The sequence below is a fragment of the Plantactinospora sp. GCM10030261 genome (assembly GCF_042666615.1).
Lineage (GTDB): Bacteria > Actinomycetota > Actinomycetes > Mycobacteriales > Micromonosporaceae > KBS50.
The window spans coordinates 93537-108153 of record NZ_JBHTDD010000002.1 but is presented as its reverse complement, the minus strand read 5'-3'; the positions used below and the strand labels follow the sequence as shown (position 1 = coordinate 108153).

Annotated in this window: 14 protein-coding genes and 1 pseudogene; 6 read left to right on the top strand and 9 right to left on the bottom strand. The window is 71.7% G+C overall.

The features are described from left to right. Positions 1–203: 203 nt before the first annotated feature. Positions 204–2190, bottom strand: a pseudogene (locus ACFQUZ_RS04000) (APC family permease); the annotation flags it as partial. A gap of 170 nt (positions 2191–2360) precedes the next feature. Here ACFQUZ_RS04000 and ACFQUZ_RS03995 point away from each other — a divergent pair. Both ACFQUZ_RS03995 and ACFQUZ_RS03990 read left to right on the top strand, forming a co-directional pair. Then, entirely contained in the window at positions 2361–3026 is a 666-nt protein-coding gene (locus tag ACFQUZ_RS03995; RefSeq protein WP_377437669.1) for a potassium channel family protein, read from the top strand. Then, the gene (locus tag ACFQUZ_RS03990) at positions 3023–3721 is read left to right on the top strand and encodes a potassium channel family protein (protein ID WP_377437666.1); all 699 of its coding nucleotides are present in this window, start codon (positions 3023–3025) and stop codon (positions 3719–3721) included. The genes ACFQUZ_RS03995 and ACFQUZ_RS03990 overlap by 4 nt, the downstream gene beginning before the upstream one ends. A 57-nt stretch (positions 3722–3778) precedes the next feature. On the opposite strand, the gene ACFQUZ_RS03985 is transcribed toward ACFQUZ_RS03990, so the two are convergent. From ACFQUZ_RS03985 to dut, 4 genes are all read right to left on the bottom strand, one after another. Beyond that, positions 3779–4465, bottom strand: a complete 687-nt coding sequence (locus ACFQUZ_RS03985) for a DUF3159 domain-containing protein (RefSeq protein ID WP_377437664.1) — start codon at positions 4463–4465, stop codon at positions 3779–3781. Between the two features lie 38 nt (positions 4466–4503). After that, complete coding sequence (locus ACFQUZ_RS03980; RefSeq protein ID WP_377437662.1) at positions 4504–4884, bottom strand: OB-fold nucleic acid binding domain-containing protein; 381 nt, start codon at positions 4882–4884, stop codon at positions 4504–4506. Between the two features lie 85 nt (positions 4885–4969). Continuing rightward, the gene (locus tag ACFQUZ_RS03975) at positions 4970–5683 is read right to left on the bottom strand and encodes a DUF3710 domain-containing protein (RefSeq protein WP_377437660.1); all 714 of its coding nucleotides are present in this window, start codon (positions 5681–5683) and stop codon (positions 4970–4972) included. A gap of 108 nt (positions 5684–5791) precedes the next feature. Next, a complete protein-coding gene (gene dut, locus ACFQUZ_RS03970) occupies positions 5792–6310 on the bottom strand; it encodes a dUTP diphosphatase (protein ID WP_377437658.1) in 519 nt (172 codons plus the stop codon). A 104-nt stretch (positions 6311–6414) separates the two neighbouring features. Between dut and ACFQUZ_RS03965 the strand changes: the two genes are divergently transcribed. Next, positions 6415–6909, top strand: a complete 495-nt coding sequence (locus ACFQUZ_RS03965) for a DUF3093 domain-containing protein (protein WP_377437655.1) — start codon at positions 6415–6417, stop codon at positions 6907–6909. 23 nt (positions 6910–6932) lie between these two features. Here ACFQUZ_RS03965 and ACFQUZ_RS03960 read toward each other — a convergent pair whose 3' ends face one another. Next, positions 6933–7946, bottom strand: coding sequence for a hypothetical protein (locus ACFQUZ_RS03960; protein WP_377437652.1), 1014 nt, complete (start codon positions 7944–7946; stop codon positions 6933–6935). Positions 7947–8163: 217 nt separating this feature from the next. Continuing rightward, positions 8164–8460, bottom strand: a complete 297-nt coding sequence (locus tag ACFQUZ_RS03955; RefSeq protein ID WP_281598899.1) for a DUF4193 domain-containing protein — start codon at positions 8458–8460, stop codon at positions 8164–8166. A gap of 411 nt (positions 8461–8871) precedes the next feature. On the opposite strand from ACFQUZ_RS03955, the gene ACFQUZ_RS03950 reads away from it, so the two are divergent. Next, the gene (locus ACFQUZ_RS03950; RefSeq protein ID WP_377437649.1) at positions 8872–9402 is read left to right on the top strand and encodes a LytR C-terminal domain-containing protein; all 531 of its coding nucleotides are present in this window, start codon (positions 8872–8874) and stop codon (positions 9400–9402) included. A gap of 10 nt (positions 9403–9412) precedes the next feature. Here ACFQUZ_RS03950 and ACFQUZ_RS03945 read toward each other — a convergent pair whose 3' ends face one another. Further along, on the bottom strand, positions 9413–10231 hold the full coding sequence (locus ACFQUZ_RS03945; protein ID WP_377437647.1) for an inositol monophosphatase family protein: 819 nt from the start codon (positions 10229–10231) through the stop codon (positions 9413–9415). 291 nt (positions 10232–10522) lie between these two features. Here ACFQUZ_RS03945 and ACFQUZ_RS03940 point away from each other — a divergent pair, with 291 nt between their 5' ends. Beyond that, on the top strand, positions 10523–12163 hold the full coding sequence (locus tag ACFQUZ_RS03940) for an RNA polymerase sigma factor (RefSeq protein WP_377437644.1): 1641 nt from the start codon (positions 10523–10525) through the stop codon (positions 12161–12163). Positions 12164–12401: 238 nt separating this feature from the next. After that, positions 12402–12635 (top strand): hypothetical protein, encoded by a 234-nt coding sequence (locus ACFQUZ_RS03935; protein ID WP_145819239.1) that lies wholly within the window; start codon positions 12402–12404, stop codon positions 12633–12635. A gap of 99 nt (positions 12636–12734) precedes the next feature. Here the strand turns inward: ACFQUZ_RS03935 and ACFQUZ_RS03930 are convergent, their stop codons facing one another. Beyond that, complete coding sequence (locus ACFQUZ_RS03930; protein ID WP_377437640.1) at positions 12735–14459, bottom strand: DEAD/DEAH box helicase; 1725 nt, start codon at positions 14457–14459, stop codon at positions 12735–12737. Positions 14460–14617: the final 158 nt, after the last annotated feature.

Here is a 14617-nt window from a genome sequence, read left to right as displayed (position 1 = left end):
AACGCCACCGCCCGGCCGATGCCCGCCAGGACCATCGCCCGGCCGGTCCCCGGCAGCACCGGCGTCCGGTCGATCCCCGCCAGCGACAGCGCCTGAGCCGCCCCCGGCAGCCCCGGCACCATCGGCAGCCCCGATGGTCCCGACAGCAGCATCGGCCACCGGGTCCCCGCCGGCCGCTCCGGTCGGGGCGCCCAGCATCGCCGCCGCCCGCGGTCCGCGCGCCGGTCCGCGGGTGAGGGTGGCGTCCAGCCGGTCGAGGTTCTTGGCCGCCGACGACTGGAGCTGCCAGGGCACGCTGGTGACCATCACCCCCGGCTCGAACAGCAGTCGGGTCTTGAGCCGCAGCGCGCTCTGGTTGTGCAACAGGTTCTCCCACCAGTGGCCGACGACGTACTCGGGAATGAAGACGGTGACCACGTCGCGCGGTGACGCCCGCCGGGCCGACGCCACGAAGTTGATGATGGGCCGGGTGATCTCCCGGTACGGGGAGTCGATGACGGTGAGCGGGACGGGCACCTCCCGGCGCTCCCACTCGGTCTGGATCGCCCGGGTGTCCTGCTCGTCCACGTTGACGGTGACCGCGGTAAGCGTGTCCGGCCGGGTGGCCGTGGCGTACGCGATGGCCCTCAGGGTCGGTTGGTGCACCTTGCTGACCAGCACGATGGCGTGATTCCGGGCCGGCAGCACGGGCCGCCCCTCGTCGTCCGGGGTCAGCTCGCGGGCCACCGTGTCGTAGTGCCGGCGGATGGCCAGCATCAGGCCGTAGATGACGGCCATCGCGGCGATGGCGATCCACGCCCCCAGCAGGAATTTGGTGACCAGCACGATGACAAGCACGGTCGCGGTCATCGCCATGCCGAAGGCGTTTATCGCCCGGGACCGCAGCATGCGCCGGCGGGCCTCGGGATCGCGGGCGGTGGCCAGCAGCCGGTTCCAGTGCCGGATCATGCCGGCCTGGGACAGCGTGAACGACACGAAGACGCCCACGATGTAGAGCTGGATCAGGCGGGTGACCTCGGCCTGGAAGGCGGCGATCAGAACGATGGCGAGCAGCGCCAGCGCGACGATGCCGTTGGAGAAGGCCAACCGGTCGCCCCGGGTGTGCAACTGCCGGGGCAGGTACCGGTCCTGGGCGAGGATCGAGCCCAGCACCGGGAAGCCGTTGAACGCGGTGTTGGCGGCCAGGAACAGGATCAGCGCCGTCACCCCGGCCACCATGAAGAGCAGGATCGAGCCGGAGCCGAACACCGTCTCGCCGAGTTGGGTGGTGACCGTCTTCTGCACGTACCCCTCGGGGCCGCTCACGATCTGCAGCTCCGGGTCCTCGACGAACTGCAGGCCGGTGAGCCGGGCCAGCCAGATGTTGCCGACCAGCATCGTGACGGCCACCAGACCGAGCATCAGCAGGGTGGTCGCCGCGTTGCGGCTTTTCGGCGGCCGGAAAGCCGGCACGCCGTTCGAGATGGCCTCCACCCCGGTCAGCGCGGCGCAGCCCGAGGAGAAGCTCCGCAGCAGCAGGAAGACCAGGGCGAAGCCGGTGACCGCGTGCTCCTCCTTGATCACCAGGTCGGCGCTGGGCGCGCGCAGGTCGTCGCCCAGGACGAAGATCCGGACCAGCCCGGTCAGCAGCATCCCGATGATGACGATCATGAAGCCGTACGTCGGGAGGGCGAACGTGTTGCCCGACTCGCGCAGCCCGCGCAGGTTCACCGCGGCGAGCACGGCCACCGCGGCCACCGCGATGCCCACCTTGTGCGTGGCGACGAACGGCACCACCGAGCCCAGGTTTGCCACCCCGGAGGAGACCGAGACCGCCACCGTGAGGATATAGTCCACGAGCAGCGCGCTGGCCACCCCGACACCGAACCGGGGGCCGAGGTTGACGGTCGCCACCTCGTAGTCGCCGCCACCCGACGGGTACGCGTGCACGTTCTGCCGGTAGCTGGCGACCACGGTGAGCATGACCACCACCACCGCGAGCGCCACCCACGGTGAGAAGAAGTACGCCGACGCCCCGGCGATGGACAGGGTCAACAGGATCTCGTCCGGGGCGTAGGCGACGCTGGACAACGCGTCCGAGGCGAAGACCGGAAGGGCAACCCGCTTCGGCAGCAGGGTGTGCTGAAGCTTGTCCGATCGGAACGGCCGGCCGAGCAGGAGCCGCTTCAGCAGAGAGGTGGATCTGGCCACAACCGGTAAGGGTACGACCGGCACACCGCCGCCCGCCGCCGGGAGGCTGATCACGCCGAGTGGCGCCGACGGGAGTACCGTGCCCCGGGCGCGAACGCGGGGCACGGCGTGGCACGCTGACCGTGGGACCCGTCCGGTGCGGGTGGCGCCAGTCAGTCCGGGAGGAAGCCGTGCACATCGTGATCATGGGATGTGGCCGGGTGGGCTCCACCCTCGCGCACAGCCTGGAGGCCCGCGGCCATTCGGTGGCCGTGGTCGACCAGGACGCCGACGCCTTCCGGAGACTCGGCCCCGATTTCGGCGGGATCACCGTGACCGGCATCGGGTTCGACCGGGACGTCCTGCGGGAGGCCGGCATCGAACGAGCCGACGCGTTCGCCGCGGTCTCCAGCGGCGACAACTCGAACATCATCTCGGCCCGGTTGGCCCGCGAGACGTTCGCCGTGTCCCGGGTGGCGGCCCGCATCTACGACCAGCGCCGGGCCCAGGTCTACGAGCGGCTCGGCATCCCCACCGTCGCCACCGTCCGGTGGACGGCGGACCGGATGGTTCGGCACCTGGTCCCCGAGGGCGACGTCGAGATCTTCCGTGACCCGACGAGCACCGTCTCGATCATCGAGGTGCCGATCCACAAGGACTGGGTGGGCCGCCCGCTGCGCGAGTTGGAGGAGGCCACCGGCGCCCGCACCGCGTACGTGCAGCGCTTCGGCATCGGTGCCCTGCCCACCGCCGGGACCGTCATCCAGGAGGGTGACCAGTTGTTCATGCTGGTCACCGACGACATCGCGCCGTCGGTCACCACGAGTGCCGGCACCTCCCCGGAGAGGGGTCGTTGACCATGCGGATCGCCATCGCGGGTGCCGGCAATGTCGGCCGCTCGATCGCCCAGGAGCTGATCGAGAACGGACACCAGGTCATGCTCATCGAGCGTCAGCCCCGGATGTTGCTTCCGGAACGGGTGCCGCAGGCCGACTGGGTGCTCGCCGACGCGTGCGAGCTGAGCAGCCTGGAGGAGGCCGACGTCGCGGGCTGCGACGTGGTGGTCGCGGCGACCGGGGACGACAAGGTCAACCTGGTGGTCTCGCTGCTCGCCAAGACGGAGTTCGCGGTCCCCCGGGTCGTCGCGAGGGTGAACCGGGCCGAGAACGAGTGGCTCTTCACCGACCAGTGGGGGGTGGATGTGTCGGTCAGCAAGCCGCGGGTGATGGCCGCCCTCGTCGAGGAGGCGGTGACCGTGGGCGACCTGGTCCGGCTGATGACCTTCCGGCAGGGCCAGGCCAATCTCGTGGAGATCACCCTGCCGCCCACCGCGCCGTACGTCGGACATCCGGTGCGGGAGGTGCCGCTGCCCCGGGACGCCGCGTTGGTGGCGATCCTGCGCGGCAAGCGGGTGCTGGTCCCGACACCGGACGACCCGCTGGAGGCGGGCGACGAGCTGATCTTCGTCTGCACCGCCGAGATGGAGGACGAGGTGCGCGCGGTCGTGCTGGGCGAGAGCGGCTCCGGTGGGCGGTCCCGGCCCGATCGGTGATCCTCGGCGGACCTGTCGAATCGGCCTGGCGGGCGCGTCAGGCCGGCGGTGCGGTCGTCAGACCGCCGGTTCCGCGACCGCCGGCGTCCGGGTCACCCGCCGCACCGCCCAGACCGTGATGATCAGCAGCAGGGCGTACGGCGGGTAGCCGAGCGCCAACCGGGCCACCCCGAGCGCGGTGTCCATGTCAGCCAGGTAGAGCGCGGCCTGCACACCGACCTTGGCCAGCCAGACCACCCCCCACAACACGGTGAGCCAGGTGAACGTGCGCACCAGGCGCGGATCGTCCCGCCAGTCCGACCGGCCCTTGGCGACGATGATCGACCAGATCCAACCCACAAGCGGCTGCCGGACCACCGCCGAGCCGAGCAACACCAGCCCATAGCCGATGCCGTAGAGAATGCCCGGCAGGTAGAACGTCTTCTCATCCCCGGTGCGCCAGGCGATGGCGGCGCCGATCGCGACCCCGACGAGCCCGTTCACCGCGTGCCGGACCGGCCGGCGCTGGGCCAGGCGCAGCCCGGCGATCGCCACCGCCGTCGCCACCGCGGCGACCACCGCGGGCCGAAGGTTCCCGATGATGTTGGCGGCGACGAAGACCACCACCGGGACGCTGGACTCCACCATCCCCCGCCAGCCGCCGAGCTGATCGGCCATCTGCTCGGCGAAGCTGGGCAGGGGCAGCTCATCGGCCGCCGAGCCGCCGCCCTCCGGTCGCGTGGTCGGCGCGGGTCCGGTCGTCATGGGGCCCTCCGTCGCGCGGTCCCGGCCGGTGCCGGCCGTCACCGGGCCGGCTCCAGCTCGTAGTACGGGTTGTAGATGACCTTACGGTCGTCCCGGACGGCCACCCGACCACGCACGATGAGCTGCCGACCGGGCTCGATGCCGGCGATGTGTCGCCGTCCCAGCCACACCAGGGTCACCACGTCGGTGCCGTCATACAGGTCCGCCTCCAGCGTCGGCAGGTTGGTTCGCGGGGTGTAGACCACGGTCCGCAACCGACCGGAGATCGAGACGACCTCGCCCCGGCAGCACTGGCCAGCCGGCTTGCCGCCGGCCTCGGCGCTCTCCTTCCGGAGCTCCTGCGCCTCGATCTCGGCCTCGCTCGCCGTCAGCCGTCGCAGCAGACGTCGGACCGACACGCGGCTCTGGGCGGTCGCCATGACCTCGGTCCATCCTCTCCTCGGCGCGACGGCGCGGACCGGCCGGCCCGTCGTCCCCTCGACGCCAGGGTACGCCGGACGGCCGTCAACGGGAGCCGGGCGGCCCGGGTTCCGCGCGGTGCGGATGCTGCTGGCCGGAGAGGACACCGTCGACCGGCGCGCCGCCGGCCGCCCGCTCCCGCTCGACCTGGTCGGCGAACTCCTTGGGCAACCGCAGGGGCAACGGTTCGAGCACCGGCCGGGGCTCCTCACCCCGATCCACCGCGAGGTTCTCCAGCGCCCGGGCGAGCGGACCGGCGGCCGTCGGATCGGTGGCGACCCGACCCTGGTAGACGGCACGCACCATCCACCGAGGCCCGTCGATGCCAAGGAACCGCAGCTCGACAGGCCCGTCGTCGCTGCGCACGGTGGCCCGCAGCTCGACGCCGTACGCCCCGTCCACCTCCGAGGTGGTGGCGCCCTGTTCCCCCAGCGATGCCAGCAGGTCGGCGCGGACGTCGTCCCAGACGCCCTCGCTGCGCGGCGCCGCGAAGGCACCGAGCTGGAGGGCGCTCTCGCCATGCACCAGCACCACCTGCTGGATCGTGCCGTTCGGGTCGGTCTGCATCCGCACCTCCACCTCCGGCACCGCCGGGATGTGCAGGCTGCCCAGATCGAGCCGCTTTACGTCGTCCGGAGCGTCCGCGATGTCATACGGCCCCCGCTCGGGGACGGCGACGGACTCCTCCGCGACAACGGGCCCCCGCTGGTCACCCTGGGCGTGCCGACCGGACTCCCGGCGTCCCTTCGAGAAGATCACTCTGTCACATCCTTCGTTCGCGACTGCGGGGCTCGCAAAACCGGCTCACTCCTCACGCTCACCCCTGCCACATCCTTCGTTCGCGACTGCGGGGCTCGCAAAACACCCTCACCCCGCCATCCCCTTCGTTCCCGGCCACGGAGCCCGCTCGTCACTCGCTCCGTGCTGGCTGACCAGGCTCCCGTGCCCACCGGTCGACCCGTGCCCGGCCGCCCCGCGCGGGGAGGCCGGCAGCTCCTCCACGAGGTGGAAGCCCGCCCGCTCCACCCGCTGCACGACGAGCTGCGCGATCCGGTCCCCCCGGGAGATCATGGCCGGGCTCGACGCGTCGTGGTTGACCAGGTTGACCATGATCTCGCCGCGATAGCCGGCGTCGACCGTACCGGGCGCGTTCAGCACCGTCACACCCAACCGGACGGCGAGCCCGGATCGGGGGTGCACCAGACCCACGTACCCCTCGGGAAGGGCGATCGCCAGGCCGGTGGGGACCAACGCCCGACCGCCGGGCGGAATCACCACGTCGCGGGCCGCGACCAGGTCCGCGCCGGCGTCACCCGGATGGGCGTACGCGGGCAGCGGTAGCTCCGGGTCGAGCCGCCGCACGGGTACGGGCACAAGCTGGCTCACGGGTCCCCTTTCCTTGGCTCCCTCGGCGAAGCGTCCACCGGTCGTCCGATGACCTTCCCATCCTGCCGGTTCCACAGGTGGCGCCGCGCCGTACCCTCGCAAGGGTGACCGCCCGACCCACCGCCGACACGAGGACCACCGGCTACGCGGAGCGACTGCGGCTGCCTTGGTGGGGTTGGCTCGGCGGGCTGCTGTGCACCGGCCTGCTGGCCACCGAGCTGTGGCTCGGCGGGGGTGGGTTGCGCGCCTGGTTGTCGTACGCCGTCCTGCTGCCGCTGGCGATCGGAGGGTTGTGGTGGCTCGGCCGGATCCGGGTCTCGGTCACCGACGGCGAGCTGCGGGTGGACGACGCCCGGCTCCCGGTGCGGTACGTCGCCGACGCGATCGCCCTGGACGCGGCCGGGCGGCGGGAGGTGCTGGGGGTCGGGGCCGATCCACTGGCCTTCGTGGTGCAGCGCCCCTGGGTGCCGGGCGCCGTACAGGTGGTCCTCGACGATCCGGAGGACCCCACGCCGTACTGGGTGGTCAGCTCGCGGCACCCGGTCCGGCTGGCCGAGGCGATCCTGGCCGCCCGGGAGGCAGCCGGTCCGTGCGACTGACCGTGGCCGTCGCGCCGCCGGACCTAGTCTCGCCGGCCTGGTCGGTCCGGCCCACCGGTCGCCGGTGACCCGGGGTCGGCCGTCCCACCGACGGCTCGCGGAGAACGGCCTGTGCCCCCACCGATGGCCCCGGTTCCGCGGCCGGCGCCGCCGGCGATCGCTCCCGGACCGCCCCGCTTGCGGCGCTGCTTGTCCAGGTCGTCGCGGATCCGGTCGCCGACGCCTCGGGTGGCCCGCCGGTTCAGATAGCCGGCCACGGCCGCGCCGGTGAGGAACGGGCCGAGCGTGGTGAGGTTGCGGCCGAACCGGCGGAGCAGCCGCTCGCGGAGCTCCCGTCGGGCGGCGGTGCTGAGCACGGCTCCCACCCCGACCCCGGGCACCATCGGGTTCACCCCGCGCTGACTGGACCAGGACTGCACCAGTGCGACAGCCCGGTCGGTACGGCTCCCGGGAAGCGGTATCCCGTACACCTCGTGCAGCTCACCGACCAGCTTGAGTTCGACGGCCACCACGACGACGGTCTCGGTGGCCAGCAGCACCGGTGCGGTCAGCAGGGTCGGGGTGGCCACCCACTCGATGGCGGCGACCCCGCCGCCGGCGGCGCCGACTCCGGCCGTCGCCCGGGCGGCGTTGCGGATCAGTCGCTCCGCGAGTTCGTCGTCGTCCAGCCCCGGGAAGTGCCGGTGCAGCGTCTCGCGGTCACGAACGGGCAGGTGCGGCGCCACGTCGCTGACCGCCTCGGCGATCCAGCGAACGGCGGCCCGCGGCTTGAACAGGTCGCCCATCCGGCGGACCCGGAGCCGACCGGCCAGCCCGACGAGTTGCCGGCGGCGCTGAGCCGGCTCGATGTCGTCGGCGGTGAGCGCGGCGACGGCGGACCCGAACTCCGGGTCCGTCTCGACGACCGGTGGGTCCGGGGTGATGCCCGCGGGTCCGCTGCTCTGCTCGGAGCCGGCCGGCGGCGCCGCCGACGGGTCGGCAGCGGCGTCCCGGTCCTGGCTGCTCACCGGCTCGTCCCGGCGATCGGCACGGCTCACATCGACTCCTCGCTGGTCCGGCGGCCAGACTCCGCGTTGGCCCATCCCACGGGCACGGCCGATCCGGTATGCCCGGTCGGCGCATCGGCCGATGTCACAGAGTCAAGCAGCTACCGGCAAGCGCCGCACGTCGGGCCGGCGCCGCCGTCCGCCGTGGGAGCCGGCAGCGGCGGTGTCGCCGTCACTGCCGGCTCGATGTCGGCGCCGCCGGACCGGGTCACACGCACTCGCGGCAGATGAGATCCCCGTTGCGTTCCGTGGCGAGCTGGCTGCGGTGGTGCACCAGGAAGCAGCGGGCGCAGCGGAACTCGTCCTGTTGCATCGGCAGGACCTTCACCGTGAGTTCCTCGTCGGCCAGGTCGGCGCCTGGCAGCTCGAAGCTCTCGGCGACCTCCGCCTCGTCGACGTCGACGGCGCCCGATTGTGAGTCGACCCGCCGTGCCTTGAGTTCCTCGAGGCTGTCCTCGCCGAGGTCGACCTCGTCTCGACGCGGAGCGTCGTAGTCGGTGGCCATCGGTTTCACTCTCCCATGTCGATATAGTCGCTGCCGGTTGTAACGCCGGACGACGGTGTTTCGGTTCCCGCTGGCCGGTCGCTTCTGGGCCGAGCCGGACCCAGCACTCCGTCCGCCCCCGGCGGTCGCGAAGAGACCCCGGCGAGCGCGGTACCTTACCCCCCATTACGCGAGGCATGTATACCGCTCTCGTCCCATGCATGTACGCCCGTGTGCCGGAAGTTGTTCCCAATGTGACTCAGGCGACACGAAGATAGGGGTAGCGGCGGAAGGATCAACGTCGGCACGCCGCAGCCGATGGCGGTTTCCACCGGGTGGCGGCCTACCGCTAGCCTCAGCGGAACATTCGAATGCCGGCGACGGCGGTTCGCCGACCCGTCGTCGCCCGACCAGCACGGGGGGCCAGACCGGATGAGCTTTGCGCGGGTACGGGCGCTCGTCATCGTGGGGATGCTGGCCATCCTCGCCCTGGTCTTCATCGTCGTGGCCCTGATACGGGACACACAGGCGGGCGAGAAGCTGGCCACCGGCTGCCAGGACGGCGAGGTACCGGTGGTGGCCGACCTGCCCGAGCAGAAGAACGTCAAGGTCAATGTCTTCAACGGGACGAAGACCCCCGGCCTCGCCGACATCGTGGGCACCGAGTTCGCCAACCGGCAGTTCCAGGTGGTCAAGAAGGCCAACGACCCGCAGAAGAAGGCCGTCGACGGGGTCGCGGTGCTGCGGTACGGCCCGAAGGCCTTCGGCTCGGCCCACCTGCTGCGTGCCTACTTCCTCGACGAGGCGACGCTCGAGTTCGACCCCAAGCGCCAGGACGATCTGGTCGACGTGGTGATCGGCTCCCGGTTCCAGCAACTGGCGACCACCACCGAGGTTCACCAGGCCATCGCCGGGCTGGGCGCCGTGGAACTGCCGGCCGGCACCTGCCTCTCCAAGGACTGACCGGCAGATCCTAGGGCCCGCCGGCCGCGTCGTGGTGGGCCAGCCGGTCGTGCAGCGGCCCGAACAGCGCCGGTGGCGCCGCGATCACCAGGTCGTGGCCGGGCGGCGCCCCGTGCAGGCCGGCCACCAGCAGGCCCGCCTCCCGGGCGATCAGGCCGCCGGCGGCCAGGTCCCACGGGTTGAGGCCCTTCTCGAAGTACGCGTCCACCGCGCCTTCGGCGGCCAGGCAGAGATCGATTGCGGCGGCGCCCAACCGCCGGACATCCCGGACGTCGGCGATCAGTCCGGCCAGCACGCCCGCCTGATGCCTCCGGCGAGCCGGGTCGTAGCCGAAGCCGGTGGCGACCAGCGCCTGACCGAGGTCGGTTTCCGGGGAACCGGCCAACCGGCGACCGGCCCGGTAGGCGCCCCCGCCGAGGCGGGCGGTCCACTCGTCCCCGGTGGCCCCGTTGCGCACCACGCCGGCGACCACCACGCCGTCCACCTCGGCGGCCAGGGAGACCGCGTAGTGCGGGAGCCCGTACAGATAGTTGACGGTCCCGTCGATCGGGTCCACGATCCACCGGACGGCGCCGCCGGTGTCGTCACCGGTGTTCCCGGCGCCGAACTCCTCGCCGAGCACCCGGTCCCCGGGACGCATCCGGCCGATCATCTCGACCACCTCGCGCTCCACCGCCCGGTCGGCGGCGGTCACCACGTCGGTGACCGTGCTCTTGGTGGCGACCGTGTCGACCCCGGTGGCCCGCATCCGGCGTGCCGTGTCGGCCGCCCGGCGGGCCACCTCCACCGCGGTGTCGAGCAACTCGTCGGGGCTGGGAGCACCCGGCATCTGGTCCCCTTTCCGCTCGTCCGCCCGATCGTGGCGAACCTATGGGTACCATCCTTTCAAAACTCACATATGCGCGACCTCGGCGACCCTGAGCCGCCCGGTCTGGCGTGCGGTTCGGCAATCCGGTATCGGACGGCGTTACAATTCATGCCTACCCACGCGCCACGGACCGCCGAGCAGCCGGCGGTGCGCGTCGCGCGGGTACCTCAAGCACATCGGCCCGAATCGGTCGCGTCGCGCTGCGCTGGCCGCAGCGGGTCGTGCTCCTTCATCGCCTCCGGAAGGTCATTCGTGACAGAACCCCGCCAGACCGGCGCCGACGTCCGCTCGCTCACCGATACCCTGATCGCCCACGCGCAGAACGCCGGCGGCCAGCTCACCTCGGCCGAGCTGGCGCGCACCGTCGAGTCCGCTGAGGTGACTCCGGCCCAGGCCAAGAAGATCCTGCGTGCGCTCTCCGACGCGGGGGTGACCGTCGTGGTGGACGGGTCGGCGAGCACCCGTCGCCCCCGGGTGGCAGCCGCCCGCTCCGCCACCCCCGCCTCCCGGGTGACCACCGCCAAGGCCACGAAGAAAGCCGCGCCGCCAGCCCCGAAGCAGGCCGCCGGCACCGAGGAACCGGCCGTCCCGGCCCGCCAGCCGGCCGCTGAGCGCGCCGCGGCGCCGGTCGGCGCGGTGGTCCCGGACGGGGCGGCCGGAGCCGCCCCGGCGAAGCCGGGCAAGGCCGGCCGGGGCGCGAAGGCCACCCCCGCGAAGGCCACTCCGGCGGCCGCCGGCCCGGCCAAGACGAAAACCGCCAAGGGCAAGGCCGCCGATGCCCCAGCCGCCGAGGGTGACGTCGATCCGGAGCAGCTCGCGGCCGAGATCGAGGACGTGGTGGTCGAGGAGCCGGCCGAACTGGCGCAGGCCGCCGCGGCCGACGCCGCCGACGCCGCGACCGACAACGACTTCGAGTGGGACGACGAGGAGTCCGAGGCGCTCAAGCAGGCCCGGCGGGACGCCGAGCTGACCGCCTCGGCCGACTCCGTCCGGGCGTACCTCAAGCAGATCGGCAAGGTCCCGCTGCTCAACGCCGAGCAGGAGGTCGAGCTCGCCAAGCGCATCGAGGCCGGGCTCTACGCCGCGGAACGACTGCGGGCCACCGAGGACGGTGAGGAGAAGCTCGCCCGGGAGATGGTCCGGGACCTGCTGTGGATCTCCCGGGACGGCGAGCGGGCCAAGAACCACCTGCTGGAAGCCAACCTGCGGCTGGTGGTCTCGCTGGCCAAGCGCTACACGGGCCGTGGCATGGCCTTCCTCGACCTGATCCAGGAGGGCAACCTCGGCCTGATCCGCGCCGTGGAGAAGTTCGACTACACCAAGGGCTACAAGTTCTCCACGTACGCCACCTGGTGGATCCGCCAGGCCATCACCCGGGCCATGGCCGACCAGGCCCGCACCATCCGCATCCCGGTACACATGGTCGAGGTGATCAACAAGCTCGGCCGAATCCAGCGTGAGCTGCTCCAGGACCTGGGTCGCGAGCCCACCCCGGAGGAACTGGCCAAGGAAATGGACATCACGCCCGAGAAGGTGCTGGAGATCCAGCAGTACGCTCGGGAGCCCATCTCGCTCGACCAGACCATCGGTGACGAGGGGGACAGTCAGCTCGGGGACTTCATCGAGGACTCGGAGGCCGTGGTCGCGGTCGACGCGGTGTCCTTCTCCCTGCTGCAGGACCAGCTCCAGCAGGTGCTCCAGACGCTCTCCGAGCGGGAGGCGGGGGTGGTCCGGCTACGGTTCGGACTCACCGACGGGCAGCCCCGCACGCTCGACGAGATCGGCCAGGTGTACGGGGTGACCCGGGAACGGATCCGGCAGATCGAGTCCAAGACGATGTCGAAGTTGCGGCACCCCTCGCGATCCCAGGTGTTGCGCGACTATCTGGACTGATCCGGTCAACCGGTCGTGTCGGACCCGTCACCGCTCGTACATCACCCGATGGTGAACGGCCGGTCCCCGGCGATGATCGTTGACGGCGCCCCCGGTGCGCACGGCACACTGTCGGTACGCCGTGTGTGACCTCGGTCCCCCAAGGGCACATAGGGAAGGCCGCACCCCGCCGGGGTGTTGCAGGATAGGTGAGCAACGAAGGAATGTGTTCATCGGTGACGACCCGAGGAGGAAGGCGATGACCCCGACCCTCACGCCGCCGCCCGAGACGGTGGCTCCCCCAGCCGCCGATGAACGGTGCGACCGCTGCAACGCTGCCGGCAAGCTCCGTATCACTCTGGCGGGTGGGAGCGAGCTGGTGTTCTGTGGGCATCACGCGAACAAGTACGCCGAGGATCTCGTGAAGATCACGGTTCGGTTCGCGACCGATCCCGAGTTCACGTGGCGTGGCGCCGATCTGATGGCGAACTGAGACAGGCACATCACCATAGGCCGACCGGAGGCACCCGTCAGGGCGCCTCCGGTCGGCTTTGTGCGCACTCGAAGAGGTACCGGCGAATCGGTCGACCGGTCACAGCGTCTGGACCGTGGCGATCCGCTCTTCGAGCTGCTCGATGGTGGCCTGAGCACTGGGTGGGCCACCACAGATCCGGCGCAGCTCGGCGTGGATCTTGCCATGCGGCAGGCCGGTGCGGTGGTGGTGGGCGGCGACCAGGGTGTTGAGCTGTCGACGCAACGCCACCCGCCGCTGGGCGGCGCTCAGCGACACGGTCGCGGCCCGCGGCTCCGGCGCGGCCGGCTGGCCCGCGCCGGCCCGGCGGCGAGCGGCCAACTGCTCCGCCTGGCGCTTGTTGAGCAGCACCGCCACCTGGTCGGCCGTGAGGAGGCCGGGCAGTCCGAGGAACTCCTCCTCTTCCGGCGTGCCGGCCTGGGCGCCGGTGCCGAACGAGGCGCCGTCGAAGATCACTTGGTCCAGTTCGGCGGTCGCGGACACCGCCTCGTAGTTCTTGTCCAGCCCGTCAGCGGCCGGTTCGTCCCGCTGCGCCCGGGCCAGCAGGTCATCGTCCAAGCCGTCGGGGTCCTTGGGCTTGCCCAGGATGTGATCGCGCTGCGCCTCCATCTCGCTGGCCAGTCCGAGCAGGTGCGGCACGCTGGGCAGGAAGACGGAGGCGGTCTCACCCGGTCTGCGGGCGCGGACGAAGCGGCCGATCGCCTGGGCGAAGTACAGCGGCGTGGAGGCGCTCGTGGCGTACACACCGACCGCCAGCCGTGGGATGTCGACCCCCTCGGACACCATCCGGACCGCAACCAGCCACCGCTGGTCGGAGGCCGCGAACGCGGCGATCCGGGCCGAGGCGCCCGTGTCGTCGGAAAGGACGACAACCGGCTTCTCACCGGTCAGCTGCTCGATGAGGCGGGCGTACGCCCGCGCGGTCTGCTGGTCGCTCGCGATCACCAGGCCGCCGGCGTCGGCCATCCCACCGGCCCGCTTGGCCTGTAGCCGGGCGTCGGCCGCGCGGAGCACCTGAGGCATCCACTCCCCCGCCGGATTCAACGCGGTACGCCACGCCTGGGCGACCAGGTCCTGCGTCATCGGCTCACCCAACCGGGCCGCCAGTTCGTCACCGGCCCGCGTCCGCCACCGGGTCTCCCCCGAGTACGCCAGGAAGATCACCGGTCGTACGACGCCGTCACGCAGCGCGTCGGCGTACCCGTAGACCGAGTCGGCGCGCGAACGCAGCAGTCCGTCGTCGCCGCGCTCGTACTCGACGAACGGGATGGGGTTCTCGTCCGAGCGAAACGGCGTCCCGGTGAGCATCAGCCGGCGGACGGCCGGTTCGAAGGCCGCCTTGACCCCGTCGCCCCAGGTGCGGGAGTCACCCGCGTGGTGGATCTCGTCCAGGATGACAAGCGTCCGGCGGGTCATGGTGCGCCGCCGGTGCACCTGAGGGGCGACACCCACCTGCGCGTACGTGACGACCGCGCCGTGGAAGTCGGCCGACGAGCGCAGGTCGGAGTTGCGGAACGCGTCGTCGAGCTGGATCCCCACCCGGGCGGCCGCAAGGGACCACTGGGTCTTCAGGTGCTCGGTCGGCGCGACCACGGTGACCGCTTCGACCGTCCGGTCGGCGAGCAGCTCGGCGGCGATCCGGAGGGCGAAGGTGGTCTTTCCGGCTCCCGGCGTGGCGACCGCGGTGTAGTCCGGCATGGGCCGACCGAGATAGCGTACGAGCGCCTTGCGCTGCCATGAACGCAGCGGCGGAAACGCCTCGGTCGACACCGGCCCGGCAACCATCGAGACGCTCCCCCCTGCGACGCGTGGCGTGCCGGTCGTCCCGGCGGCTCGCCCGACCATGGAAACGCCCTCGCGGCGGCGACCACCGCGAAGGCGATCCCCAGCATAACCATTCGTCACTCCCGCCCCGGCAGACACCGCGAGACAACCGCTCGTCA